Source organism: Variovorax soli (assembly GCF_031454625.1).
GTDB lineage: Bacteria > Pseudomonadota > Gammaproteobacteria > Burkholderiales > Burkholderiaceae_C > Variovorax > Variovorax soli_A.
This window is the reverse complement of sequence record NZ_JAVDRF010000012.1, coordinates 175,618-200,677: the sequence shown is the minus strand read 5'-3', so window position 1 is coordinate 200,677 and position 25,060 is coordinate 175,618. Positions and strand designations below refer to the sequence as shown.

Genomic DNA, 25,060 nt, shown 5'->3' with positions numbered 1-25,060 from the left:
CGAAGATCGCGTCACCTGCCTGATCGATCCGCAGCGTGGCGTTGTCGACGATGGCGCCACTGCCGAAGCTGCTCGCACTGCCGGCCAGGATGCCGGCGTTGACGGTGGTGCCGCCCGCGTAGGTGTTGGCCCCGGCCAGCGTCAACGTGCCGGCGCCGCTCTTCACGACATTTCCACTGCCGGTGATCGCCCCGTTGAAACTCAGGGCGTCCGAACGGTTGAAGGCCAGTGTCGCGTTGTTCAGCACGTCGCCTGTCAGCGAGCCCGTGGTGCCGCCATTGCCGATCTGCAGGGTGCCACCCGAAATCGTGGTGCCGCCGGTATGGCTGGCAGCGCCGGTGACAACGAGGGTGCTCCCACCTTCTTTCGTCCATCGACCCCGGCCCGAAATGTCGCCGCTGAGCAGAAGATCTGCCTGGGTCTCGAATGTGCCCCCGGAGGCAGCGAGCGTGACAGCCCGGTTCATCGAGACCGCGCCGGTGTTGCGCAAGGTGCCGCCGGCGAAATCCAACCTTCCCGAGGCTGCACCCAGGTTGCCGTCCGATGTTATCGACAGCACGCCACCCTGGATCGCGGTGCCGCCCTCATGCGTATTGGCGCCGCTCAGCACCAAGGTACCGCTGCCGCGCTTGATCAACTGGCCGGCGCCTGAAACGCTGCCCTCCAAGGCGCTGTCGAAGCCCTGTGTGTCGAAAGTGCCGCCCGCCGCGCCCAGCGTGATGGACCGGGCGGAGGTGAAGCCGGCGAGGTACTGCAGCGTGCCGCCGTTCAAGCCCAATTGACCGCTGCGCCCGAGGCTGGCGTCCGCCGCGGTGGCGACGCTGCCCTGATCGATCTGCACGCTGCCCGAAAAGCCCGCCGTGCCGGTGAGTTGCAGGACGCCGTCGCCGGTCTTGATCAAACCCCACAGACCGGCGTTGCTGCCGATGCCGCCGAGTGCGCTTTGGTCGGCGATGGTGGCCGTGTCCAGCACGACGGACACGCCTGACCCGGGTGAAATGCCCAGGTTGCCGTTGCCCTGCAGGAACAGGTTGCTGCCGGCGCTGCTGCCGCTGCTCCCGGCGTTTCCGCCAAGCAAACCAGGCCCCCCATTGCCGCCGGCCACCGAATTGTTCTGAAAGCCGAAATCGCTGGCGATCGTCAGGCTGCCGCCGTTGCGCACGAAGACGGCCCCGCCGAAGCCGCCGCCGCCGCCGCCGCCGCCAATGCCTCGGCCCAGGCCCGCGACGGCTGCCCCTCTCCCGCCGCCGAAGCCTTCGACCCCGCCGTTTCCGCCACCGCCCGCGCCGAAGCCCCCCGTGCCGCCCCACTCCGCTGTTCTCCCGTCGCACCCGCCGCCACCGCCGCCGCCGCCGAAGCCGCCACTGCCTCCCGGCCCGCATGCCGCACCTGCGCCCCCGCCCCCGCCGCCGGCGAAGTCACCGCCGGTGCCGCCGGTGCCGAAAGTCACGCCGCCACCTCCGCCAGAAAAAGCGACGTCGCCATCGCCACCGAACGCGACGGCGGGATTGATGCCGGGGGGGCTCCCTGCAGCCCCACCCGATCCCACGAGCGCGCCTCCGGGCGTTGCGGGAACCTGGAGGGTGCCACCGCTGCCACCGCCACCACCCAAGCCGCCACCGGCGTTGCTTCCGGAAAGTCGATCGGCACCACCGCCTGCCATGCCGCCACCGCCGCCGGAATCCCAGCCGCTGGCGCCGCCGCTACCGCCGATCGCGCGATTGCCGTCGAACCGGACATTGCTGAGCGTGACGGCCGCGCCGCTGTTGACGAACAAGCCCCCGCCCGCACCCATGCCGCCGCCGCCGTTGCCGCCGCCCGAACCGCCTTGCGCGGTGGCGTGGGCGATGTCGAGGTCGCTGATTTCGACTGTCCCCTGTTGGACGAAAAAGCCGCGGTAGGCATCGTTGCCGCTCAACACATGGCCACTGCCCCGGATGTCGATGCTCTGCGTGATCGGCGCCAGGTCGGAGGACAGCGTGATGTCCCGCCCGAAGACGATGACATCCCCATCGATCGCGCTGCCGAGCGCCGTTCGCAGCGCGGCTTCGTCTGTCACGGTGTAATAGCTCACGGCGAATGCGGCAGGACTGAACAGGCCGACCGCCAGTGCGGAAATCACGCGTCCCTTGCCGGAGGCCTTGGCCAGTTCCGAGACGGCTTGACGCACGCCCAGGACACGATTGAAGACAAGGCGGTAGATGTGGTTCATTGAAGCTTCACGGTGAGTCGGGAAAACGAACTCGGTCCGAACGGACACGGCCGTGAATGCTAGGAATGGAGAGGGTCGCAAGCACAATGCCGCGACAAAAAGCAAGAATTCAATCGGTGGGGATCGATCACGTTGCAGGGACCGGCGATCCTCCTGACGGCCTCGCCGTCTGGCGCATGCCGCTATCGCATCCGGCGAGGAAATCCGGCCGCGCTCAGCGTCCCTGGTTCAGGCGGCTGAGCCCCTGGACGGTCAGCATGCTCGCGCCATCACGGCTGGTGGCCACCAGGCCGTTGGAGCGCAGGCGGCTCGAGACCTTGATGGCGTTGGTCGGTCGCCGCTTGGCGAGAGCGTCGCGCAACGCCTCGAGCGTGCGCCACTGTTCGTCATTGAGCTGGATCTTCTTCGTCATGGCTGGCTGGGGTCCTCGCGGCCGCAGTTTGGCGCGCGGTTCCGCGCGGCGCCTCCTTCAGAAGTGCTCTTGTCAGGGAGGCCGCATTCGGTTATAGGGCCTCAGGGCGCTCTCACTGCACGAACATCAGCACCAGCCGCTGCGCATCGTGCTCCGCATCGCCCAGCGCGTCGTCGATGTTCGCGCGCAGTTCGGTGCACACATGGACGACGCGCTCCTGCGAGGCCTCGCGGATCTTCACGACCCCTGACCAACCCTGCTGGTGCCGCTGGCAATCCAGCAGCATGGTCTGGCCGTGCGCCTGCGCGATGACGGCCAAGCGCTGGCGCCGTCGCGCGGGCCTGCGCCAGATGCGGATGCAAGAGCTCAACAAGGTGGTCAGCATGGCGAGCCTCGGGTGGAAAGCGGTCAGGACATTGAACGCCCGCGAGGCGGCGTGGGGAAGTGGCGGAAGTCACGCCACCTCCCCGGGGACACCCGGAAGCCGACAAAGCGTGCAAAAAAGCACGGCGTTCAGTGGCCTGCCCGCGACACATCCACGTGCGCGTCTGCCGGTATGCATCTCGCGCCTCCTGCTTCCGGCGCCTGCTCCGCGCCGGCGCGTCTCGCACCCGCTGGGTCGTGGCAAGCCGCTGCCTGAACCGGGCCGCGTCGATCACGCTGGCGCGGCGGCATCTGTCCAATGGACGATTGCGGATCCCGTCGAAGCCGGCGCAAGATGTGCGGTCATCAGTCGCTGGCGGGTCCGCAGGACGACGCGGTCCGCCTGCTTGAAGGAGAGCCGAGGAATCGGAGGCACTCATGACCGAAGAAGAAAGCAACAACGTCGCGCTGCTCGAGAAGGGCTATGCCTTCTGGCATCAGTCCAAGGCCGACTGCGAGGGCGTGTCCTGCTGGATGGACCTGCTCTCGGAAGACGTGCAGTGGCGCTCGCTGGCCGCGGGCGCTGCCGGCGTGGAATTCACCCTGGCCTGCCGATCGAAGGACGAAGTGCAGCGCTACTTCCAGGACCTGGGCAAGGACTGGGAAATGGTCAGCTACAACGTGCACGAGTTCATCGCCCAGGGCGATCGCGTCGTGATGCTGGGCAGCTGCGAATGGAAGCACCGCAGCACCGGCAAGATCATGAAGTCGCCCAAGGCCGACGTGCATCGACTGCGCGACGGCAAGGTCGTGGATTTCATGGAGTTCTACGACACCGCGGCCGCGCTCGAGGCGGCCGGGTAGCGGCGCACCAGGGCGATTCGAGGCTGCGCGCGTACCGCCTGGCCGTCTGACGGAACACGCTCGAAATTCGCTTCTCCGCGGCCACGTTGCGCCAGGACGCGAGGGCAAGCCTCCTGCCTTCGTCCCACACCAGGGAAGACCGTCGTGCAGTTGCGCAAACCGCAAGGTCCAGATTGATCAAGGCCTTGGCGCCCGCCCGCCATCCACCAGCACGCGCTGGGTCGGAAACAGCGACCACCCCCAGCGCTGCTGCGCAAAGCCCCACAAGCCCTGCTTGAAGAAGATGGTCACCACGATCGCCATCAGCCCCAGGCCGAGCAGGTACCAGGTGCCGTAGTCGCTCAGAAACTTGTTGAGCGCCCAGAAGATGAGCGCCCCCACCAGCGGCCCCTCGATGCGCCCGATGCCGCCGATCACCACCATGAAGATCGCGAAGGCCGTCCAGTTGACGCTGAAGGCGGCGTCGGGACTGATGCGCAGGTTGCCGACGAAGTACAGCGCGCCCGCCAGGCCCGCGCCGAACGCTGCGACCCCATACACCGCGAGCTTCATGCGCACGACCGGGACCCCCTGCGATTCGGCCGCCACCTCGTTGTCGCGGATCGCGAGCAGGGCCAGGCCGCGCTTGCTGCGCAGGAAAAGATAGACCAGCGCGATGGCCGCGACCACGCAGGCCAGCGCCATCCAGTAGGTCACGCTCTCGCGCGTCGCGCGGTCGATGCCGCGCAGCGCAGTCAGCGTGGTGCCGGAGCCGCCGCCCACGGCCGACACGTTGGCGAAGCTGAGGCGGAACACCTCCGCGATGACCCACGTCCCGATGGCGAAGTAGCCGCCCGAGAGCCGGAAGGCGACGAAGGACACCGGCACCGCGACGAGTGCCGCGGCCAATGCGCCCAGGGGAATGGCGATGAAGGGATTCACGCCCGCGAAGTTGCCCAGCATGAGCATCACGTAGCCGCCGAAGCCGAAGAAGGCCTGCTGCCCGATGCTGACCATGCCGCCGTAGCCGGCGAGCAGGTTCCACATCATCGCGAAGATGAGGTAGCAGGCGAACTCGACGAACTCGCGCATCCAGCTCGATTCGCCCCAGAAGGGCAGCGTGGCAGCGAGCAGGGCCAGCGCGACGGCCACGCCCAGCGCGACCCGGCTCGCGGCGGTGTTGCGCACGACGTCGAATGCGGCAGGGGCGGTGGAGGTCGCGGCAAGGGGTGGGTTGCGGGTCATTGGGTCACCTCCGCCCTGCGGGCTGCAGGGCGATGAGCCTTCGGAGCGGCCGTGCGGCTCATGGCATCAGCCTCGCGTCTTGGGGAACAGTCCCTGCGGCCGCAGCACCAGCACGATCAGGAACACGATGTGGCCGACCCAGATGCCCCAGCCCGGGTCGAGCCGGAAGCCGATCTGCTGCGTGAGGCCCAGGATCATCGCGCCGGCCAGCGTGCCCCAGAAGGAGCCCATGCCGCCGATGATCACGGCCTCGAAGGCGAACAGCAGCAGCAGCGGCCCGTCCGAGGGCGACACCGTGGTGCGCATGCCCTGCAGCGCACCGGCCACCGCGATCAGCACGAAGGCGATGGCGGTGGCGAAGGCGTAGACCTTCTTCGCGTCCAGCCCCATGAGCTCGGCGATCTCGCGGTCGTCCGAGACGGCGCGGAAGGAGCGCCCGAGCGCGGTGCGCGCGAACAGCCATTGCAGCCCGGCGGTGGCGGCGACCGCGATGGCCAGGATCACCAGCGGCAGAACGCCCAGCGAGAGCGAGTCGCCGAAGGCGAGGCCCTGGGTGTTGAGCCCGCCGGTCTCGATCGAGCGCGGGTCGGCCGAGAACAGCTCCAGCAGCAGGTTCTGGATCACGATCGAGAGCCCGAAGGTCACGACCAGCGAGGGCAGCGGGTCCTTGCCGAGCGTGCCGTTGAGCACGTAGCGCTGCAGCGCGTAGCCGAAGCCGAAGGCCAGCGGGAGCACCGCCAGCGCAACCGCGAAGGGCGCGCCCCCTGCCAGCGTGGTGCCGGCCACGACAGCGAAGGCGCCCAGGATGATGAAGTCGCCCTGCGCCGTGTTGGTCAGGCGCATGACGCCGAACATCAGCGACTGGCCGAGGGCGAAGAGCGTGTAGAGGCCGCCCAGGAGGATGCCTTGGAGGAGGATTTCGATCATGGTGTGGCGGGCCCCGTCTTCGTTCCTAGACGCCGAAATACGCCTGCGAGATCTGCTCGCGCGTCAGCGCATCGGAACGGCCGCTGAGCGAGACGCGGCCTTCCTGCAGGCAGTAGATGCGTTGCGACACGCGCTGCGCCATGCTCAGGTCCTGCTCGACGATCGCCACCGTCATGCCCTCGCCGGTGATCGCGGGCATGGCGGCGTAGATCTCGCGGATCACGATCGGCGCCAGGCCCAGCGAGAGCTCGTCGCACAGGAGCAGCTCGGGGTTGCTCATGAGCGCGCGGCCCAGCGCCACCATCTGCTGCTGGCCGCCCGACAGCGCGGTGCCGGGGTCGCGGCGCTTCTCCGCCAGGATGGGGAACAGGCCGTAGAGGCGCTGCAGGTTCCACGGGCCCTTGCGGCCGGCGAGGCCGCCGATCAGCAGGTTCTCCTCGACGCTCAGGCTGGGGAACAGGCGCCGGCCTTCCGGAACCATCGCCAGGCCGCGCTTCACGATCTCGCCGGGCGGCAGGCCGCCGATGGTCTCGCCCTTGAAGCGCACCGCCTCGCGCGGGGCGCGCACGAGGCCGGTGAGGCATTTGAGCAGCGTGGACTTGCCCGCGCCGTTGGCGCCGATGATGGCGACGAGCTCGCCCTGGGCAAGCGACAGGTCGATGCCGAAGAGCGCCTGCGCGTCCCCGTAGAAGGCCTGGAGTCCGTGGGCCGCCAAGAGATCGCTCATGCTTCCATCCCCATGTACACGCGGCGCACCTCGGGGTCGTTCATCACCGCCCGCGGCGCGCCCTCCGCCAGCTTCTGCCCGAAGTTGATGACGAACAGCCGATCGGCCAGCGACAGCAATGCATGCACCACGTGCTCGATCCAGATCATGGTCACGCCGCGCGCCTTGATGCGCTGGAGCTCCTCCACCAGCAGCCGGGCCTCGGGCTCGGTCAGCCCGCCTGCGATCTCGTCCAGCAGCAGCAGCTTCGGTCGCGTCGCGAGCGCGCGCGCCAGCTCCAGCCGCTTGCGGTTCAGCAGCGTGAGCCCGCCGGCCGGCGTGTTGGCATGCGCCATCAGCCCGGTCTCGGCCAGCACCTCCTGGGCAGTTCGCCAGGCCTCACGTTCGGACTGGCCGCCGCCGAAACAGGCCGCAGTGACCAGGTTCTCGAACACGCTCATGTTCCCGAAGGGCTGCGGCACCTGGTAGCTGCGGCCGATGCCGGCATGGCAGCGCTGGTGAGGCTTGAGCCCGGTGACATCGCGCCCTTCGTACTCGACGCGCCCGCCGTCCGCGCGCACGTCGCCCGAGATCAGGTTGAACAGCGTGGTCTTGCCCGCGCCGTTCGGCCCGAGGATGCCCAGGGTCTCGCCCTCGGCGACGGCGAGCGTGATGTCGTCGGTCACCTTGAGCGCGCCGTAGGACTTGCGCACGCCGTGCAGCGCGAGAAGGCTCATGACAGCAGCTGCAGCGTGCCCGTGGCCGGGATGTTCTTCGCGGCCTCGTCGTTGACGATGGCCAGCTCGACCTTGTACTTCTGGCCCTTGTTCCACTGGCCCAGCACCAGCGGCGTCTTGCTCACGTTCTTGAAGGGGCCCTGTCCGCCCCACTTCACCGGTCCGACCACGGTATCGAGCGAGGTCGCGGCGACGGCGTCGCGCACATCGCCTGCCTTGGTCGACTTGGCGCGCGACAGCGTGTTCGCCGCCACTTCGAACAGCGCATGCGCGAAGCCGATCGGCTGCGTCCATTGCTTCTTCGTGCCGGTCTCGTAGGCCTCGGCGAGCGACTTGGCGCTTTGCCGCGTCAGGCTCGACGTGAAGGGATGAGAAGGGCTCCACCACACCTCGGTGGACAAGCCGTAGCCCAGCTCGCCCAGCGCCTCGATCGCGCCCGGGAACAGCAGTGCCTTGCCCAGCGTGACGACCTTGGGCTTGAAGCCCTGCTGCCGCGCCTGCGTGAGGAAGGTCTTGGCATCGGGCGGGATCACCACGCCGGTCACGATCTCGACGTTGTCGCGCTTGAAGGCGGCGATCTGCGCGCTGAAATCCTGCGTGCCGTTCTGGAAGCGGCCCGGGTCGGTGAGCGTGAAGCCCATCTGCGCGAGCGGCTTCGGAAAGCCGAGCTCCTTGTCGCCCCAGGCATTGCCGTCGCCGTCGTTGGGGAAGAGGCCGCCCACCTTCTTGTTGGTGCTCACCGTCTTCCAGCCGTTGGTGAAGTTGGCGATGACGTCCTCGAGCCCCCAGAACAGGTGGTAGGTCCAGGCGAAGCCCTTGGCCGGATCGCCCTTGCGGCCAAAGAACCAGGGCTGCCAGGGCACCACGCTGGAGACGCAGGGCACCTCGTTGAGCTCGCAGGCGTCGCTCACCGGATTCGCGGTCTCCGGCGTGCCGGCGGTGAGCACCAGCGCGACCTTGTCCTTGAGGATCAGGTCGTTGGCGACCTCACCCGCGCGGTTGGGGTTGGACTGGCTGTCCTTGAGCACGATCTGCACCGCGTACTTCTTTCCGCCGACGCTGAGGCCGTCCTTGAAGACGGTCTTCATCTGGTCGATGACCCACTTGTCGGCCTCGCCGAAAGGCGCGAGCGGACCGGTCTGCGGCGAGACGTACCCGATCTTGAGCGTGTCGGCGGCAAACACCAGCGGCGCGGCGCCGCCGGCGGCCAGGGCGGCTGCGGCCTGGGTGAACTGTCTGCGGTTGAGGGTCATGGTCGTCTCCTTGTTCATGTCTTCAGGCCCATCGCGGGTTCATCGAACGAAGTGCGGCGGGATCTGCGCATCGACATTGACCCACACGCTCTTGACCTGGGTGTACTCGCGCATCGCATCGAAGCCCATCTCGCGGCCGTAGCCGCTCTGGCCCACGCCGCCGAAGGGCGAACCGGGATTCACGCGCTTGTAGCTGTTGATCCAGACCATGCCGGCATGCAGGTCGCGCGCGAGCCGATGCGCGCGCTGCAGGTTGCCGGTCCACAGGCCGCTGCCGAGGCCGTAGTCGGTGCCGTTGGCCATCCGCAGGGCCTCCTCGTCGTCCTTGAAGGTGAGCACGGTGACGAAGGGGCCGAAGACTTCCTCCTGCGCCACGCGGTCGCGGAAGGACCGGGCGCGCACCACGGTCGGCTCCACGTAGCAGCCCTGCGCGAGATCACCGCCGGGCGACTTGCCGCCCGCGAGCACCTCGCCGCCTTCGCCCTTCGCGACCTCGACGTAGCTCAGCACGCGCTCGCGATGCTGCGCGCTGGTGAGCGGGCCCATCTCGGTGGCCTCGTCCAACGGATTGCCCAGGCGGATCGATTGCGCCAGCGGGATGAACTTTTCGAGGAAGGCATCGGCGATCTTCTCGTGCAGCATGAGGCGCGAGCCGGCGATGCAGGCCTGGCCCTGGTTGTGGAAGATCGCCCAGGCACTGCCGTTGACGGCGGCCTGCAGATGGGCATCTTCGAACACGATGTTGGGGCCTTTGCCGCCGAGCTCCAGCTGCACCTTCTTGAGGTTGCCGGCGCTGGCCTGGACGATGCGCCTTCCGGTGGCGGTGCTGCCGGTGAAGGCGATCTTCGCGATCTCCGGATGCTCGGCGATGTACTGCCCCGCGACGCTGCCCAGTCCCGGCACCATGTTGACCACGCCCTCGGGCATGCCGGCCTCGGCCATCAGCTCGACGAGCTTGAGCGAGCTGAGCGGCGTGATCTCTGCCGGCTTCATCACGATGCAGTTGCCGGCCGCGAGCGCGGGCGCCATCTTCCAGCTGGTGAACATCAGCGGGAAGTTCCATGGCACCACCTGGCCGACGATGCCGACCGGCTCGCGCAGCGTGTAGTTGAGAAAGCCGGCCTCCACGGGAATGGTCTCGCCCTGGAACTTGTCGGCCATGCCGCCGAAGTAGCGGAAGCAGGCCGCCGTGCGCGGCACGTCGAGGCGGCGCGAGTCGCGCACCGGGTGGCCGGTGTCCAGCGATTCGAGGCGTGCCAGGTCTTCTTCGTTGGCCTCGATCAGGTCCGCGAGCTTCAGCAGGATGCGGCCGCGGTCGGCCGCCGCCATGCGGCTCCAGGCCGGGAAGGCGCGCTTTGCGGCGGCGACCGCCTTGTCCACGTCGGCCTTGCCGGCCAGGGCCACCTCGGCGATGGTCGAGTTGTCGTGCGGGTTGAGGGTGGCCAGGGTCTCGCCGGACTCGGCATCGACGAAGCGGCCGTCGATGAAGAGCTGATGGCGGATCGGCGTCCTGAGGCCGGCGGCTTCCTGGATGTCTGCGAGGTTCATGATGGTGTTCAACCCTTGTCGGGCGTCTTGCCGGCCAGCCACGGGTAGCGTGCCGTGTCCTTGCCCGCGTAGTCGGGATCGAGGTAGATGAAGCAGCGCTGGATCAAAAAGTCGCGCACTTCGAACACGTCGCACCAGCGGCCCGCGCCCCACTCCGGCACGCCGGCCCGCCACGGGCCGTCGGCATGCTCGCCGTAGCTCGTGCCTTCGCAGGCGAACAGGTCGGTGCCGGTGAAGATCCAGTTGAAGCCCGCGTAGTCGTGGCGGATGGACTTGCCGCGGCTGCCGACCTCCCCGAAGAGCTTGCCGATCTCGTCCTTGCCGTTGGCCAGGCCCCACTTGGGGAAGTAGACCTGCGCATCGCCCGCGAACAGGTCGAGGATGGAGCCGCCGGTCGAGGTGACGCCGCCGTTGTCATAAGCCTTGAGGTATTCGAGCGCGACCGACTTGCGTTGCTCGTCGGTCATGGTTTGACGGGTGATGGCCATGGTGGGTCTCCTTCTTTCACTTGAGTGACTGCATGTACTCGATGAGCGCGGCGCGCTTCTTCGGGTCGTCCTGGAAATAGGCCATCGTGCTGCCGGGCGCGACGGCCTGGGTGTCGGCGAGCCATTGGTCGAGCAGCGCGCGGTCCCAGGTCTTGCCCTTCATCGCGTCGAGGTACTGCTTCGAATAGGCGAAGCCGGTGCTGGCCCCGGCGGGCCTGCCCAGCAGGCCGTAGAGGTTGGGGCCCACGCCGTTCGGCTCCCCTTTGCCGAAGCTGTGGCATTGCGTGCAGGCGCTCTGGGCCAGGCGCTGGCCCGGCGACTGGGCCTGAGCGAGGCTCGCGGCGAGCACGAGGCAGGCGGCGAGCGGAAGCAGCATCTCGGTCTTCATGCGGCGCTCCTGCCCTCGGCATGGGCCGCGTTCGCCGCCCGGTAGGCGAAGGCGATGATCGGCCCCAGCGTCGCGCCGCCGGCCCAGTAGGCGCGTCCCGAGGCCGAGGCCACGCAGTTGCCGACGCCGTAGAGGCCGGGGATCGGCTGGTCGCCGGCGTCGAGCACGCGGCCGTTGGTGTCGGTCTTCGGGCCGCCCTTGGTGTCCAGGGTGCCGGCCACGACGAGGGCCGCGTAGTACGGTCCGGCATCGGCCAGCGGCCACATCGTCGGGTTGCTGCGGCCGGGCTCGTCTTTCACGTCGCCGTTGAAGAGCTGCTCCACCACGCGCTCACCACGCTTGAAATCCAGGTCCTTGCCGGTCTTCGCGAACTGGTTGAAGCGCGCGATGGCCGCCTGCAGGTTGGTCAGGAACTCGGGCGCCAGCCGCGCCGCTCCGATGGCGCCCGCGTATTTGGCGAAGCGCTCGTCGATGCCGCGCGCCAGCTCAGCCAGCGTCGCGCCCTTGATCACATGGCGGTCGTCGGTGCCGGGCGGCACGATCAGCCGTCCGTATTCGGCGCTGGCCGAATGCTGTTGCGAGCGCTGGTCCCAGATCGCGATGCGCACGAGGTTGGGGTACTCGGCCTTCGCGCCATCCCATTCGAAGAAGGTCTGGGCCAGCTCGTTGTACTGCAGCTTTTCGTTGACGTTGCGATGCCCGTACTTGTTGACGAAGAGCATCGAGTCGCCGGCCACGGAGAACATGCCGGAGATGGAGCCGTCCTTGGCGATCGCCTTCTCCAGCGGGATCGGGCAGGACCAGGCGTAGTTCATATTGCGCAGCTGCGCGCCCAGCGCGCCGGCGATCGGCACGAAGTCGCCTTCGTTGCTCGGGGCTGCGCAGCCCCCGAAGATGGGGCCGTTGAGGAAGTTCCTGCGCAGCTCCACGTTGTGGGTGAAGCCGCCGGTGGCGAAGATCACGGCCTTGCGCGCGCGCAGTCGCACGGTGGCGCCGAGCTCGTCCTTGGCCTCGACGCCGATCACTCGGCCGCTCTTGTCCTGAAGCAGCTTCGTGACGCGCACGCCGGTGCGGATCGGGATGCCCTCCTGCCGTGCCTTGGTCGACATCGTGCGCACCGCGACCAGGCCGCCATCGGCCATGCTGGGGATCGCCTCCTTCGGCACCAGCACACGGCCCTTGGGCGCCTTGTCCTCGGGCAGCTCGGCGAAGTAGTCGGGCACGTCGGCGACGTGGCGGTAGGGCAGCGCGCCCTTGGCGGCCAGCAGCTCGGCCGCGGGCGAGGCGCTGTCGTAGAAGGCGGAGCACATGTCGTACTCCCATTGCGTGAAGCCGTAGCGCGGGTGGCCGGGGTCGTAGCCCTGCGGGTTCGACAGCCGCGCCACGTACTTGAGGAAGTCGGGCTTGGGGTCGGCGATGCCGGCCTTCTTCATGGCCTCGTTGTTCGGTACCCAGTACCAGAAGGCGGCCTTGGCGGTGGTGCCGCCGATGCTGCCTGCCTTCTCCAGGATCACGGCGCTGTTGCCCTGCCAGCGTGCGAACAGGGCCGAGGCCAGCCCGCCCGCCCCGCTGCCGGCGACCACGATGTCGTAGGTGGCGTCGAACGCAGGTGCCGTGGCTGCGTCGGCCTCCTGCATCGAAAGCCCCAGGGTCGCTGCCGCGACGCCGGCCGAGCCTGCGCCCGCTTGTTGCATGAATCGCCGGCGCGAGTTGGCGCCGGCATCGGACCGGATACGGTCTGCCATTTTTGTCTCCTGAAGAAGGAAGCGAAGCTCGGAAGGAAGGTCGCGCCGCAAGTGCGGCGCGCTTATCGCCTAGAACGAAACCGGGATCTCGGGGCTTTCGCCCTTCTGGATTTCATAGACCAGGCTCGGCGAGCCGTTCTCCCACACCAGCAGCATCGAGCGCTTGGGGCTGAAGCCCTGGTGGCGGCAATAGGCCGGCATGGCGGCCATGTCGCCGGCCTTCATGATCACGCGGGCCATGGGGCGGCCGGTGTTCTTGTCGCCGCAGTCCCAGTGGATCTCGTCGGTCATCTGGAAGAACCACTCCACGCGGTCGTTGCCGTGGATGATCGGCAGGATGTGCTCTTCCGTGGTCGGGCACATGAAGCTGTGCTTGACGACGGAGGTGAAGCTCGGATTCCACGTCACCTGCGAGCGGCTCAGGAAACCGAAGAGGTTGAAGGCATGCACCTCGTTCTCGAAGCCGGGTTCGGGATGCAGCTCGGGCTGGCCCTGCGGCACGTCGGCAAAGGCGCGGTTGACCGGCGCGCCGGTGTCGTCACTGCGCAGCCGCAGGTCGTCCTTCAGGCCGACGCAGCGCTTGGCGAGCTCGCGGGCGCGGGTGATCTTGGCGGTGTTGTTGCCCTTCTTGCGGCCATAGGGCGAGCCGGTTTCCTGCGGCGCGGCGAAGGGGTCGAAGCTCTCGTTGGTCCAGTCGTCGAGCATGGCCTCGAAGGTGGCGCGGATCTGGGCGGTGGGGAAGTTCTCCAGCAGATCGATGCCGGCTTCCTTCATGGTGCCGTTGTAGCTGCCGGCGTAGAGATCGACCGACTGGTAGTGGTTGACGGTGCCGACCACGTCGTCGAAGTTGACCCAGCCGTAGAAGAAGCCCCAGGCGACATCGCGCATCAGGGCGCGCAGGTAGTTGCCGACGTCCATCGTGTGGCTCATCGGGCGGCCGTCCCGCGTCTTCCAGGTGATGTGGGCGAAGTACTCGTCGCGGCGGAAGCCGAAGCTTCCCAGCGTGAAGTCCTTGTAGCCGAGCATGCTGTCCGGTTGGGACGCGATGAAGTTGGCGAGTTCTGCGGGTGCGTTCATGGGGGCTCCTCGGGTTCGGTTCGCGTCAGTGGGTCTGGCAGATGTCGGCCCACCGCTCGATGGAAAGGTCGCCCTTGCAGGTCTGCAGGACGATGACGCCGGGCTCGCCGACGCTGCGGAACTGGTAGGCGGTGTTCTTCGGCAGCAGGCCCTGGTGGCCGCGCGTGAGCTTCATCCAGCCCATCTTCTTTCCCCTGGGTTCGTCCTTCAGGAGGACAGCGCCGTTCTTGTTCTCGTCGCCGACGGTCTGGGCGTCTTCGAGCCTGACCAGGTGCACTTCGACTTCGCCATCCATCACCAGCGCGAACTCGTCGTGGGCGCAGGTGTACCAGGGGGAGCTGCCCTCGGCGCGCAAGGTCTCCAGCACGTAGATCTGGTTCTGGCCGAACACGACCTTCTCGTAAGGCTTGCTCTTGCTCGCGATGTCGAAGCAGTTGGACATCGCGTAGTGCTTCACGTCATCGGCAATGGGCTCGACGTGCCCCTTCTCGTAATGCTTGAGCGAGCCGAAGCGGGTCTGGTAGGCGGTGGCGGTCATGGGCGGGTCTCCTGGGTCGTTCTTGCAGCGGCGCTGCGATGGAACGAACTGTAGGAAGCACGGGGCCCCTTCGGTAGGCGTCAAAAGCGGGCCGCATTGTTCGGCGGATGCGGTCAATCGGCAGGGTTTTCCCGGTGGGCTAGGCGTCAGCGACGAGCTCGGCGGGCAGCAATCCCCGTTCGACCATCGCCGCATCCCAAGGCGCCACGCGCGTGAAGGCGGCCGTGATGTGCTCGATGAAGAGCTTGAGCTTGAAGGCGTTGCGCGAGGTCCCCGCATAGACCGCGTTGAGCGAGAAGGACGACAGCTGGTGCTCCGGCAGCACCACCTTCAGCTCGCCGCGCAGGATGGGATCGCCCGCCACCAGCGTCGGCAGGCACACGATGCCGGCATGCTCCAGCGCGTACTCGCGCAGCAGGTGCACGCTGTTGGTCAGCAGCGCGGCGGTCATGTAGATCGTCACCTGCTCGCCCTCGTGGTGAAAGGTCCAGCGGTCGCGGCTCGGGTAGCCCGAGTAGAGGCCCAGCCGGTGCTTGTGCAGTTCGCGCGGGGTCTGCGGCGTGCCATTGGCGCGCAGGTACTCGGGCGTGGCGCAGAACACGCGGCGCACCGGGAACAGCGGGCGCGAGACCAGCTCGGTGGAAGCCGCCGGAAAGATCTGCAGCGCGCAATCAACCCCCGCCTTGACCGGGTCGACCACGGTGTCGCTCACGATGAGCTCGAGGTGGATGTCGGGATAGCTGGCCTGGAAGGCACGCAGCACCGACGCGAGGTGGCCCAGCACGAAGCCGGTCAGCGCATGGATGCGCAGCGTGCCCGTGGGGCCGGCCCGCGCGCCGCGCATCTGGTCCATGACGTCGTTGGCCCGGCCCACCAGCTCGGTGCAGTCGCGCAGGAAGGCCTGCCCGACATCGCTGAGCCGCACCACCCGCGTGCTGCGGTGGAACAGCGGCGCGCCCACGTGTTCCTCCAGCTGCTTGACCCGCGTCGTGACCACCGACTTGGCCACGCGCATCTGCCGGGCGGCCTCGGCGAAGCTCTGCGTCTGCGCCACCCGGACGAATGTCTCTATGTTTTCAAGTCGGTCCATGGCTTCAATGTAGCGGCCGCCCACTGCATGCGCCCTTGGGGCCGGTGCTAACCTCGGCCCATGTTCAATCCCACCCAGGAAGAAGTGCGCCGCTTCTTCTGCGACGTCTACGCCAAGAGCCGGCAGGGCCTGCCGATGGAGGCGCTGGAGATCATCGCCAGCCGCTGGATCGACGAGCACCCGGAGTACCACGCCGACCTGGCCGATGCGGACGCGGCGGTGGCCCGCGTCTACGACGGGCAGGACGGGCGCGAGAACCCTTTCCTGCATCTGTCGATGCACCTGTCGATCAGCGAGCAGTGCTCCATCGACCAGCCCCGTGGCATCCGCCAGGCCGTCGAGCTGCTGGCCGCGCGCCGCGACTCGCTGCTGGAGGCGCACCACGAGGCGATGGAATGCCTGGGCCAGATGATGTGGGAGAGTCAGCGCGCCGGCCGCCCGCCGGATGGCCAGGGCTACGTGGCCTGCGTTCAGCGGCGCGCCACGCGCGACTGATCTGCGCCGCTCTCGCGCAGCAAGGCGATCAGCGCCTGGCGTGCGGGCGAGGGTTCGGCATCGCTGCGCAGCAGCAGGCCCACCGGCTCCTCGGTGCCGGCGGTGTCGACCGCCAGGCGCACCAGCTGGCCGCTGGCCAGGTCGTCGAGCGCAGCGCCGATCGGCGTGAACCACACGGCGTCCGAACGCAGCAGCAGTGCGCGAGCGACCGAGAGGTCCAGCGTCTGCGTCCCGTGCGCGGGCAGGCGCAGCCCGAGCCCCGACAGGAAGCTTTCGGTGTGATGGCGCGGGATCGTGCCCTCGCCGTAGATCACCAGCGGATAGCCCAGCACCTCCTGCGCCGAAGGCGCGGCACCGGCCAGCGGATGGCCGGCGCGTGCGACCAGGACCAGCGGCTCGGTGTAGAGCAGCTCGAAGGTGAGGCCGGCCATCAGTTGGGGATCGCTCATGCGCCCGGCCACCAGGTCGAGCTCGCCGGCACGCAGCGCGTCGAGCAGGAGGGCGTTGGCCCCGGTCTGCACCAGCACTTGGACCAGGGGCAGCCGCTCGCGCAGCCGGGCGAGCGCCCCGGGCAACAGGGAGGGCGCCACGCTCGGCAGCGCGCCGATGCGAAGGCGCTGCAGGCGCAGGCCGGAGGCTGGCATCAGCGCCTGGGCACTGGCATCGAGCGCTTCCAGCACCCGCAGCGCGTGCGCCAGCAGCTGCTCGCCCGCGACGGTGAAGCCCTGGATGCCCCGCCGCCCCGCGCTGCCGCGCTCCACCAGCCGGGCGCCGGCCAGCGCCTCGAGCTCGGCCAGCGTCTTGGACACCGCCGGCTGGCTCAGCGCCAGCCGCTCGGCCGCACGCGCCAGATGGCGTTCCTGCGCCACCGCCACCAGGCAGCGCAAGTGCCTCAACTGCACACCACGAAGGAAGGCTTCGGACTTGGCGGCCATTCAATTACCAATGCTTATAAAAAATCGAGAGAACGTCAATTTACATCAGCAATGCGCATGAATAGAGTCAAGGCCCATCCCCACACGAACCCGGAGACAAGTCCATGAGCTCTTCCCCTCAAGCGGCTGCCCTGCCCACGCTCACGCCGCGCGACTGGCCCAGCCATCCCTCCTACATCTACGCCGGCTACCGCTCCACCGCCAAGCGCGGGCCGACGCAGCCGCTGATTCCGCTCAAGGCTTCGCTCGGCGAACTGCGCCAGCCGGTCTACGGCCACAACAGCATCGGCGAACTCGATCACGACCTCACGCGCAATGCACGCAGGAACGGCGAGCCGCTGGGCGAACGCATGATCCTCACCGGCCAGGTGCTCGACGAGCGCCGCCGCCCCGTGCGCAACACGCTGGTCGAGCTGTGGCAGGCCAATGCCTGCGGCCGCTACGTGCACAAGGTGGACCAGCACGACGCGCCGCTGGACCCCAACTTCCTCGGCGCCGGCCGCTGCCTGACCGACGACGAGGGCCGCTACCGCTTTCTCACCATCAAGCCCGGCGCCTACCCCTGGGGCAACCATCCCAACGCATGGCGGCCGCAGCACATCCACCTGTCGCTGTTCGGCGAATACTTCGCCAGCCGCCTGGTGACGCAGATGTACTTCCCCGGCGATCCGCTGCACCAGTACGACCCGATGATCACCGGCACGCCGGAGAAGGTACGCAACCGGCTGATTGCCGACTTCAGCCTCGACGTGACGGAAGAAGGCTACGCGCTCGGCTACGTGTTCGACATGGTGCTGCGCGGCGCCGACGAGACGCCCTTCGAAAACAGATAAGCCTAGGAGACACGCACCATGATGAGCGCACTCGAGATCAACTTCGGCCAGACCCCTTCGCAGACGGTCGGCCCCTACTTCGCCTACGGCCTCGCGGCCACGCAGTACGGCTACGCCTTCGACCAGCCCTTCGACGCGGTGCTCGCGCTGGACAGTGCGCGCGGCGAGCGCATCCGCATCGAGGGCCGGGTGATCGATGGCGACGGCAAGCCGATCGACGACGCACTGGTCGAGATCAGCCAGCCCGACGGCACCGGCGCCTATCCGCAGTCGGTGGAAGACGCGCAGGCCATCGGCTTCCGCGCCTTCGGCCGCGCGGGCACGGGCACCGATGCGCAGAACCGCTTCGTGTTCCATACCGTCAAGCCGGGCGCCGAATCGCCGGGCGAGGCGCCGCACGTCAACGTGATCGTGCTGATGCGCGGAATGCTGCTGCACGCCTTCACGCGCATCTACTTCGACGACGAGGCGAAGGCCAATGCCGAGGACAAGGTGCTTGCCAGCGTGCCGGCGGAGCGGCGCCAGACGCTGGTGGCGCAGCGCAGCGAGACCGGCGGTCAGGTCACGTACCGCTTCGACATTCGCATGCAGGGTCCGCAGGAGACCGTGTTCTTCGACGTCTGAGCCAGCGCGCGGCCGCAAGAAAGAAAGCCCGCTGCAGGCGGGCTTTTTTTCGGGGTGAACGCGGTCTACTTGGCGTGATGGATGCGCGATTCCGGAACCGTCTTGAGTTCGCCCGGCAGCGAGCTGATGTAGCTGGCCAGTTCCTTCAGTTCTGCGTTGCTGAACTTCTTTGCCTGCCCGCTCATCACGCCGTTGGAGCGGCCGATGGTCATGTGCTTCTCGGTCTTGTAGGACTTGAGGGCGACGTAGAGGTAGTCGGCGTGCTGGCCGGCCAGCTTGGCCACCGTGCCGTCATTCGGGGTGTTGAAGTTGGCGCCGTGGCACTTGGTGCAGGCGTTGTCCTTGTCGCGCGAGATCAGGGCCTGCACGCGCTCGCTCGGCTGCTTCGATGCGGTGGCCGGCGGTGCATCGCCTTCCTGCACGCCGAGCTGGCTGTAGTAGGCCGCGAGGTCGGCGATGTCCTGCTCGCTCAGCGAGTCGGCGATGGCGCGCATGGTGGGATGCTTGCGGTCGCCGCCCTTATAGGCCGTGAGTGCGGAGACGATGTACGTGGCACTCTGGCCCGCGATCATCGGGACCTTGTGAACTTCAGGAAAAGTGGCCTGGTAGCCGATGATGCCGTGGCAGCCCATGCACATGGCCACCTTCTTCGAGCCGTTTTCGGCATTGCCCGTGACCTTCTGGGCTTGGGCGGAGACCGTCACGCAAGCGACAGCGAGGGCAAACACCGTGGACAACAACTTGTTCATTTTGCGCGCACAATCTCGTGGAAAACTGGTTTTCTGGTCAACATTTGATTATATGCGGGGGCTCTCGGCAGCCCGTGCGTGAGGCACTCGGGGCCCTTGCGCGACGCAGATGAATGGAATGTTGGGTCCTTCATCCACTCCCTCTCTGCTCTACGTCATCCATGAAATTCAAGGGTTCAGACAACTACGTCGCCACACAGGATCTGATGCTCGCGGTCAACGCGTCCATCGCGCTCAAGCGGCCGCTGCTCGTGAAGGGCGAACCCGGCACCGGCAAAACGATGCTGGCGGAAGAGGTGGCTGGCTCGCTCGGGCTGCCGCTGCTGCAGTGGCACATCAAGTCGACGACCAAGGCCCAGCAGGGACTCTACGAATACGACGCGGTGAGCCGGCTGCGCGATTCGCAGCTGGGCGACGAGCGCGTGAAGGACATCCACAACTACATCGTCAAGGGCGTGCTGTGGCAGGCCTTCACCGCGGATGCGCCGGTGGCGCTGCTGATCGACGAGATCGACAAGGCCGACATCGAATTCCCGAACGACCTGCTGCGCGAGCTCGACCGCATGGAGTTCTACTGCTACGAGACGCGCGAGCTGATCCAGGCGAAGCACCGGCCGGTGGTCTTCATCACCTCGAACAACGAGAAGGAGCTGCCCGATGCCTTCCTGCGCCGCTGCTTCTTCCACTACATCAAGTTTCCCGACGCAGAGACCATGAAGAGCATCGTGGCGGTGCACTTCCCCCGTCTGAAGCAGGAGTTGCTGGCCTCGGCCATGAAGACCTTCTACGACGTGCGCAACCTGCCCGGCCTGAAGAAGAAGCCGTCGACGTCGGAGCTGCTGGACTGGCTCAAGCTGCTGGTCGCCGAAGACATCCCGCTCGAGGCGCTGCAGAGCAAGGACGACAAGGTCGCGGTCCCGCCCTTGGTGGGCGCGCTGCTCAAGAACGAGCAGGACGTGACCCTGTTCGAGAAGCTGGTGTTCATGCAACGCCACAACCGCTGAGCGGGAGCTGCCGATGGCATTCGTCGAGCCGGTCACGCTGAGGTCGCGCGGCATCGCGCTGGTGCCGCTTGCGCTGGACCATGAGGACGGCGTGCGCGCAGCCGCTGCCGACGGCGAGCTGTGGAAAATCCGGGTCACCTCGGTGCCCGAGCCGCAGGAAACGCGCGCCTACATCGAGGCGGCTTTGGCCGCGCGCGAGGCGGGCCACCGCTTCGCCTTCGCCGTGACCGACGAGGCCAGCGGCACGGTGCTCGGATCGACGAGCTTCCACGACATCCTGCCCGCGGTGAAGCGCGTCGAGATCGGCTACACCTGGTATGCCCGGCGCTGCCAGCGCACGCACGTCAACACCACCTGCAAGCTGCTGATGATGACGCACGCCTTCGACACGCTGGGCTGCCACGTGGTGGGCTGGCGCACCGACAACTTCAACCATGCGTCGCAGCGCGCCATCGAGCGCCTGGGCGCCCGCAAGGACGGCGTCATCCGCGGCCATGCGCTGCGCCGCGACGGCACCATCCGCGACACGGTGATGTACAGCCTGCGCTCGGGCGAATGGCCCGAGGTGCGCGCCCAGCTGCTTTACCTGCTGGACAAGCCGCGCGCTGAAACCCGGGAGTGATTCGCCATGCTGATCGACTTCTTCTACACCCTGCGCTCGGCGAAGCTTCCGGTGTCCGTCAAGGAATACCTGAGCCTGCTGGAGGCGCTGCAGGCCGACGTGGTCGGCCCCAATTCGGAAGGCGCCTACGGGCTCGATGACTTCTACTACCTCTCGCGCACCGCGCTGGTGAAGGACGAGAAGCACTACGACAAGTTCGACCGCGCCTTCGCCGCCTACTTCAAGGGCGTGGAGCTGGTGACGGACTTCACCAAGGAGGTGCCGCTCGACTGGCTGCGCAAGACGCTGGAGCGCGAGTTCACGGCCGAGGAAAAGGCCAAGATCGAGAAGATGGGCTGGGACGAGCTCATGGAGACGCTCAAGAAGCGCTTCGAGGAGCAGAAGGAGCGCCACGAGGGCGGCAGCAAGTGGATCGGCACCGGCGGTACATCGCCCTTCGGCCACGGCGGCTACAACCCCCAGGGCATCCGCATCGGTGGCGCCGGCAAGAACAAGAGCGCGGTGAAGGTGTGGGACCAGCGCGCCTACAAGGACTACGACGACAGCCAGGAGCTGGGCACGCGCAACATCAAGATCGCGCTGCGGCGGCTGCGCAAGTTCGCGCGCGAAGGCCACGAGGACGAGTTGGACCTCGACGAGACGATCCACAAGACGGCCGCCAACGCCGGCTACCTCGACATCAAGATGCGGCCCGAGCGCCACAACAACGTGAAGGTGCTGCTGCTCATGGACGTCGGCGGCACGATGGACGAGCACATCCAGCGCGTCGAGGAGCTGTTCTCGGCCGTGAAGACCGAGTTCAAGCACCTGGAGTTCTACTACTTCCACAACTGCGTCTACGACTTCATGTGGAAGAACAACCGGCGGCGCTTCTCCGAAAAGTTCGCGACCTGGGACATCATTCGCAAGTACAACAAGGACTACAAGCTGGTCTTCGTGGGCGACGCGACCATGAGCCCCTACGAAATCCTGCAGCCGGGCGGCAGCGTCGAATACAACAACGAGGAGGCGGGCGCCGAATGGATCCAGCGCCTGACCCATGCCTTCCCCAAGTTCGCATGGATCAACCCCGAACCTCAGGGCGTCTGGCAGTACCGGCAAAGTATCGCGGTCATGCAACAGCTCGTATCCCATCGCATGTACCCGCTGACGCTCAAAGGCCTCGAGGAAGCCATGCGGCTTCTCTCGAAATAGGCGGCGTCCGACGCCTGTTCTAGGCTGCAGGTGCTACGTTTTTCCGGCGGACTAGCACGAAAAAAGTCGTCACAACTCGGAGACGTCGAGTTACAGTTAACACCTAAGGATTCAATTACGGCGTTTCGTTGACGCTCGGTCCGCAGGAGGTGTTGTCATGTCTGCCGTTCTTTCGCTGCCGCTCGATCCCCCGGTTCTCGAGCAACCTCTGCCTGCGGACGAGGACCCACGCTTTCAGCTTCCCGCCGACTTCGTGAGCATCCGCGGTGTGCGGCTGCCGCACGCCGAGTTGGTCGATCGTGCCCTCTTCTCGCCGGCAGAGCGCGATCGCCTGCGCAACGCGCTCATGGCCGCCTCTCCCTTCCCGCACCTGGTGCTGGAGAACTTGTTCAACCCGGCCCTGCTGGATCTGGTGGCCGAGGAATTCGACGCCCAGCCCGGCACCTGCTGGGCCGAGGTCAAGAGCCGCTACGAATCGACCCGGCGTTCGGTGCTCGGCCCGTCGCTGGGCCCCGCGACCCAGCTGTACTTCGACATCATCCATTCCGGCTGGTTCATCGACTGGCTGTCGTCGCTGACCGGCGTGCCCTACCTGCTGCCGGACCCGAAACTGTTCGGCGGCGGGCTGCACGAAAGCCGCACCGGCGCGACCTTTGCCGTGCACCGCGACTTCAATCGCCACCGTCACCTCGGGCTGAAGAACGAGATGGTCTTCATCACCTACCTCAACAAGGGATGGAACCCGGACTGGGGCTCCGGCCTGGAGCTCTGGGACAAGAAGCACGACCGCTGCGTGACCACCGTGCAGCCCGAGTTCGGCCGCACCATCCTGCTGCCGCACGGCCCGATCAGTTACCACGGCCACACCAAGCCGCTGCAGGCGCCGGACGGCCGCCCGCGCCGCTCGGTCGCCGCCTACTACTACAGCAGCCCGCTGGCCGGCAAGCAGCACGGCGACGAATCGGCCTCGGTCTTCATGAAAACGCACCACATGGACCGCGCCAAGGCGGTTGCCCGCATGATCACGCCACCGGTGGTGTGGATGCTGGCACGGAAGGTCGCAGGCCGGGCTTGAGCCGCCATCCGCGGCTCCCGCCTACGGGGGCCGTGCCGGGCATGCTGTCAGAATGGCCGCATGCTCAGGGTGTTTCGGTCACTCGCGCCGGCGTGGATGCCGGCGTTTTTTTGTGCAGGCCTGCTTGTGCTGCTGCAGGGCTGCAGCCTGCTGCCGAAAGGCGAGTCGGCCGAGTCCGAAACAAGTGCCAGGCCCGTCGGCGGCGAGAAGCCGGCTGGCGCGCGCGAGGCCTTCAGCGTGTCGGTCAAGGCACCGGACACGGTGCGCGAGTACCTCGAGCGCAACCTGGAGATCCAGCGCTACCGCCAGATCGGCGACCTCGGGGCGGCCGAGCTCTCGCGCCTCATGGTGGCGGCCGAAGGCAATGCGCGCGAATTGCTAGGGACGCTCGGCTATTTCACGCCCCGCCTCACGCTGGAGCTGCAGGAGACGCCCGACGCCAAGGCGCCGCGCGAGGTGCGCATCACGGTCGATCCCGGCGAGCTCACGCGGGTGGCCCAGGTGCAGATCGACTTCAGCGGACCGATTGCCGCCGACCCGAGCGCCGAGGCCCAGCGCGAGGCCATCCGCAAGGACTGGCCACTGCGCACCGGCCAGCCCTTCACCCAGCTCGGCTGGGACAACGCCAAGTCGGCCGCGCTGCGCAGCCTGACGGCCAAGCGCTTCCCGACCGGCAGCGTGGCGCTGAGCCGCGCCGACATCGACGCCGACGCAGGCCAGGCCAGGCTGCATGTCGACTACCGCTCGGGCCCGGCCTACCGCTTCGGCCCGCTGGAGGTGCGCGGCAGCGAACGCTACGACGCTGACGCCGCGCGCCGCATCGCGCGCGTGCCGACCGGCAGCGATTACGACCAGCAGCAGCTCCTCGACGCGCAGCAGCGCCTGGCCAGCAGCGGCTACTACGACTCGGTCTTCCTCACGCTCGACACGGACGGCAGCAACCCGCTGTGGGCGCCGGTCATCGCCCAGGTGCGCGAGGCGCCGCTGCAGAAGGTGGTGCTGGGCGTCGGCTTCACCACCGACAGCGGACCGCGGCTGTCGGTGGACCACATCCACAACCGCATGCCGCTGCTGGGCTGGCGCGCCGTCTCCAAGCTCTCGGTCGACCGCGAGACGCGGTCGCTGGGCACCGAATGGAATGCGGTGCCCAACGACAAGGGCTGGCGCTGGTTCGGCGCGGGGCAGGTCAAGAGCGAGACCTCCGGCAGCTACAAGGTCGACAGCGGCCGGCTGCGGGGCGGCCTTGGCAAGTCGAGCGACCACATCGACTACACCTACTTCCTGCAATACGACGCTGCGCGAAACCGCGGCATCAACGCCCCACCCTCGGCCTCGGCGCTGTCGGTGAACTGGGGCTGGACCGGTCGCTACTTCGACGACACGAACGTGCCGACGCGCGGCCATGGCCTGGCACTGGAACTCGGCGCCGGCTACACGCTGACCGGCGAGCAGTTGCCCTTCACCCGCATCTATGGCCGCTGGCTGGGCATCGTGCCGCTCGACTGGAGCGACAAGGGCGACAGCGCCAGCGCGGCCCGCAGCAGCCGCCTGCAGCTGCGCGCGGAGGGGGGCGCGGTGACGGCCAAGGACAGCGCGCAGATTCCCTCCACGCTGATGTTCCTGACCGGCGGCGACACCACCGTGCGCGGCTACGGCTATCGGCAGATCGGCACCCGGCGCAGCGACGGCCAGATCGTCGCCGGCCGCTACATGACCGCGGCCAGCGTCGAATGGCAGCGGCCTTTCGTCTATCGCGGCAAGCTCACCGAGTGGGAGAGCGCGGTCTTCATCGACGCGGGCGCCGTCGCCGACCGGCCCAGCGGGCTCAAGACCAAGGTCGGCGTGGGCGTGGGCGCGCGCTGGCGCAGCCCGGTGGGACCGGTGCAGGCCGACCTGGCCTACGGCGTCGACACGAAAAAATTCAGGCTGCATCTGCGGCTCGGCTTCACGTTCTGAC

At 67.6% G+C, this 25,060-nt stretch carries 26 protein-coding genes; 9 read left to right on the top strand and 17 right to left on the bottom strand.

The genetic code is table 11. The features are described from left to right. From J2739_RS23380 to J2739_RS23370, 3 genes are all read right to left on the bottom strand, one after another. Positions 1-2,212: autotransporter-associated beta strand repeat-containing protein (locus J2739_RS23380; RefSeq protein WP_309906125.1), on the bottom strand; the 2,212-nt coding region annotated here is incomplete at its 3' end. Between the two features lie 214 nt (positions 2,213-2,426). Beyond that, complete coding sequence (locus J2739_RS23375) at positions 2,427-2,624, bottom strand: hypothetical protein (protein WP_309906123.1); 198 nt, start codon at positions 2,622-2,624, stop codon at positions 2,427-2,429. 112 nt (positions 2,625-2,736) lie between these two features. Beyond that, on the bottom strand, positions 2,737-3,009 hold the full coding sequence (locus J2739_RS23370; RefSeq protein ID WP_309906121.1) for a hypothetical protein: 273 nt from the start codon (positions 3,007-3,009) through the stop codon (positions 2,737-2,739). Between the two features lie 416 nt (positions 3,010-3,425). Here J2739_RS23370 and J2739_RS23365 point away from each other — a divergent pair, with 416 nt between their 5' ends. Continuing rightward, positions 3,426-3,851 (top strand): nuclear transport factor 2 family protein, encoded by a 426-nt coding sequence (locus J2739_RS23365; protein WP_309906119.1) that lies wholly within the window; start codon positions 3,426-3,428, stop codon positions 3,849-3,851. Positions 3,852-4,028: 177 nt separating this feature from the next. Here J2739_RS23365 and J2739_RS23360 read toward each other — a convergent pair whose 3' ends face one another. From J2739_RS23360 to J2739_RS23305, 12 genes are all read right to left on the bottom strand, one after another. Next, the gene (locus tag J2739_RS23360; RefSeq protein ID WP_309906117.1) at positions 4,029-5,075 is read right to left on the bottom strand and encodes a branched-chain amino acid ABC transporter permease; all 1,047 of its coding nucleotides are present in this window, start codon (positions 5,073-5,075) and stop codon (positions 4,029-4,031) included. A gap of 66 nt (positions 5,076-5,141) precedes the next feature. Further along, a complete protein-coding gene (locus tag J2739_RS23355; protein ID WP_309906115.1) occupies positions 5,142-6,002 on the bottom strand; it encodes a branched-chain amino acid ABC transporter permease in 861 nt (286 codons plus the stop codon). A 25-nt stretch (positions 6,003-6,027) separates the two neighbouring features. After that, on the bottom strand, positions 6,028-6,729 hold the full coding sequence (locus tag J2739_RS23350; protein ID WP_309906112.1) for an ABC transporter ATP-binding protein: 702 nt from the start codon (positions 6,727-6,729) through the stop codon (positions 6,028-6,030). After that, complete coding sequence (locus J2739_RS23345; protein ID WP_309906110.1) at positions 6,726-7,445, bottom strand: ABC transporter ATP-binding protein; 720 nt, start codon at positions 7,443-7,445, stop codon at positions 6,726-6,728. Before J2739_RS23345 ends, J2739_RS23350 begins: the two co-directional genes overlap by 4 nt. Then, complete coding sequence (locus J2739_RS23340) at positions 7,442-8,698, bottom strand: ABC transporter substrate-binding protein (RefSeq protein WP_309906102.1); 1,257 nt, start codon at positions 8,696-8,698, stop codon at positions 7,442-7,444. Before J2739_RS23340 ends, J2739_RS23345 begins: the two co-directional genes overlap by 4 nt. 39 nt (positions 8,699-8,737) lie before the next feature. Next, positions 8,738-10,201 carry an aldehyde dehydrogenase family protein gene (locus J2739_RS23335; RefSeq protein WP_309906138.1) on the bottom strand — a complete coding sequence of 488 codons (1,464 nt, stop codon included), beginning with the start codon at positions 10,199-10,201 and terminating at the stop codon, positions 8,738-8,740. A gap of 53 nt (positions 10,202-10,254) precedes the next feature. Then, complete coding sequence (locus tag J2739_RS23330) at positions 10,255-10,734, bottom strand: nuclear transport factor 2 family protein (protein WP_309906100.1); 480 nt, start codon at positions 10,732-10,734, stop codon at positions 10,255-10,257. A 16-nt stretch (positions 10,735-10,750) separates the two neighbouring features. After that, the gene (locus tag J2739_RS23325) at positions 10,751-11,122 is read right to left on the bottom strand and encodes a c-type cytochrome (protein ID WP_309906098.1); all 372 of its coding nucleotides are present in this window, start codon (positions 11,120-11,122) and stop codon (positions 10,751-10,753) included. Beyond that, a complete protein-coding gene (locus J2739_RS23320; RefSeq protein ID WP_309906095.1) occupies positions 11,119-12,867 on the bottom strand; it encodes an FAD-dependent oxidoreductase in 1,749 nt (582 codons plus the stop codon). The genes J2739_RS23325 and J2739_RS23320 overlap by 4 nt, the downstream gene beginning before the upstream one ends. A gap of 69 nt (positions 12,868-12,936) precedes the next feature. After that, complete coding sequence (locus J2739_RS23315) at positions 12,937-13,944, bottom strand: hydroxyquinol 1,2-dioxygenase (protein ID WP_309906094.1); 1,008 nt, start codon at positions 13,942-13,944, stop codon at positions 12,937-12,939. Between the two features lie 25 nt (positions 13,945-13,969). Next, positions 13,970-14,482, bottom strand: coding sequence for a cupin domain-containing protein (locus J2739_RS23310; RefSeq protein WP_309906092.1), 513 nt, complete (start codon positions 14,480-14,482; stop codon positions 13,970-13,972). A 139-nt stretch (positions 14,483-14,621) separates the two neighbouring features. Then, on the bottom strand, positions 14,622-15,572 hold the full coding sequence (locus tag J2739_RS23305) for a LysR family transcriptional regulator (RefSeq protein ID WP_309906090.1): 951 nt from the start codon (positions 15,570-15,572) through the stop codon (positions 14,622-14,624). 60 nt (positions 15,573-15,632) lie between these two features. Here J2739_RS23305 and J2739_RS23300 point away from each other — a divergent pair, with 60 nt between their 5' ends. Next, a complete protein-coding gene (locus J2739_RS23300; RefSeq protein WP_309906088.1) occupies positions 15,633-16,067 on the top strand; it encodes a DUF1841 family protein in 435 nt (144 codons plus the stop codon). On the opposite strand, the gene J2739_RS23295 is transcribed toward J2739_RS23300, so the two are convergent. Then, positions 16,043-17,002, bottom strand: a complete 960-nt coding sequence (locus J2739_RS23295; protein ID WP_309906086.1) for a LysR substrate-binding domain-containing protein — start codon at positions 17,000-17,002, stop codon at positions 16,043-16,045. The two genes, J2739_RS23300 and J2739_RS23295, sit on opposite strands and share 25 nt — an antisense overlap. A 104-nt stretch (positions 17,003-17,106) precedes the next feature. Here J2739_RS23295 and pcaH point away from each other — a divergent pair, with 104 nt between their 5' ends. Together pcaH and pcaG are read left to right on the top strand one after the other, a co-directional pair. Beyond that, positions 17,107-17,835: a protocatechuate 3,4-dioxygenase subunit beta gene (gene pcaH, locus J2739_RS23290; RefSeq protein ID WP_309906084.1), complete on the top strand. Its 729-nt coding sequence runs from the start codon at positions 17,107-17,109 to the stop codon at positions 17,833-17,835. An 18-nt stretch (positions 17,836-17,853) separates the two neighbouring features. After that, positions 17,854-18,459: a protocatechuate 3,4-dioxygenase subunit alpha gene (gene pcaG / locus J2739_RS23285; protein WP_405053938.1), complete on the top strand. Its 606-nt coding sequence runs from the start codon at positions 17,854-17,856 to the stop codon at positions 18,457-18,459. A 65-nt stretch (positions 18,460-18,524) separates the two neighbouring features. Here pcaG and J2739_RS23280 read toward each other — a convergent pair whose 3' ends face one another. After that, the gene (locus J2739_RS23280) at positions 18,525-19,208 is read right to left on the bottom strand and encodes a c-type cytochrome (RefSeq protein WP_309906082.1); all 684 of its coding nucleotides are present in this window, start codon (positions 19,206-19,208) and stop codon (positions 18,525-18,527) included. Positions 19,209-19,369: 161 nt separating this feature from the next. Here J2739_RS23280 and J2739_RS23275 point away from each other — a divergent pair, with 161 nt between their 5' ends. From J2739_RS23275 to J2739_RS23255, 5 genes are all read left to right on the top strand, one after another. Next, on the top strand, positions 19,370-20,212 hold the full coding sequence (locus J2739_RS23275) for an AAA family ATPase (protein WP_309906080.1): 843 nt from the start codon (positions 19,370-19,372) through the stop codon (positions 20,210-20,212). Positions 20,213-20,225: 13 nt separating this feature from the next. Continuing rightward, a complete protein-coding gene (locus tag J2739_RS23270; RefSeq protein ID WP_309906078.1) occupies positions 20,226-20,834 on the top strand; it encodes a GNAT family N-acetyltransferase in 609 nt (202 codons plus the stop codon). 6 nt (positions 20,835-20,840) lie between these two features. Next, on the top strand, positions 20,841-22,028 hold the full coding sequence (locus J2739_RS23265) for a vWA domain-containing protein (RefSeq protein ID WP_309906076.1): 1,188 nt from the start codon (positions 20,841-20,843) through the stop codon (positions 22,026-22,028). 157 nt (positions 22,029-22,185) lie between these two features. Continuing rightward, positions 22,186-23,103 carry a 2OG-Fe(II) oxygenase gene (locus J2739_RS23260; RefSeq protein ID WP_309906074.1) on the top strand — a complete coding sequence of 306 codons (918 nt, stop codon included), beginning with the start codon at positions 22,186-22,188 and terminating at the stop codon, positions 23,101-23,103. 60 nt (positions 23,104-23,163) lie between these two features. After that, positions 23,164-25,059: an autotransporter assembly complex protein TamA gene (locus J2739_RS23255; protein WP_405053937.1), complete on the top strand. Its 1,896-nt coding sequence runs from the start codon at positions 23,164-23,166 to the stop codon at positions 25,057-25,059. The last annotated feature ends 1 nt before the right edge of the window (position 25,060 follow it).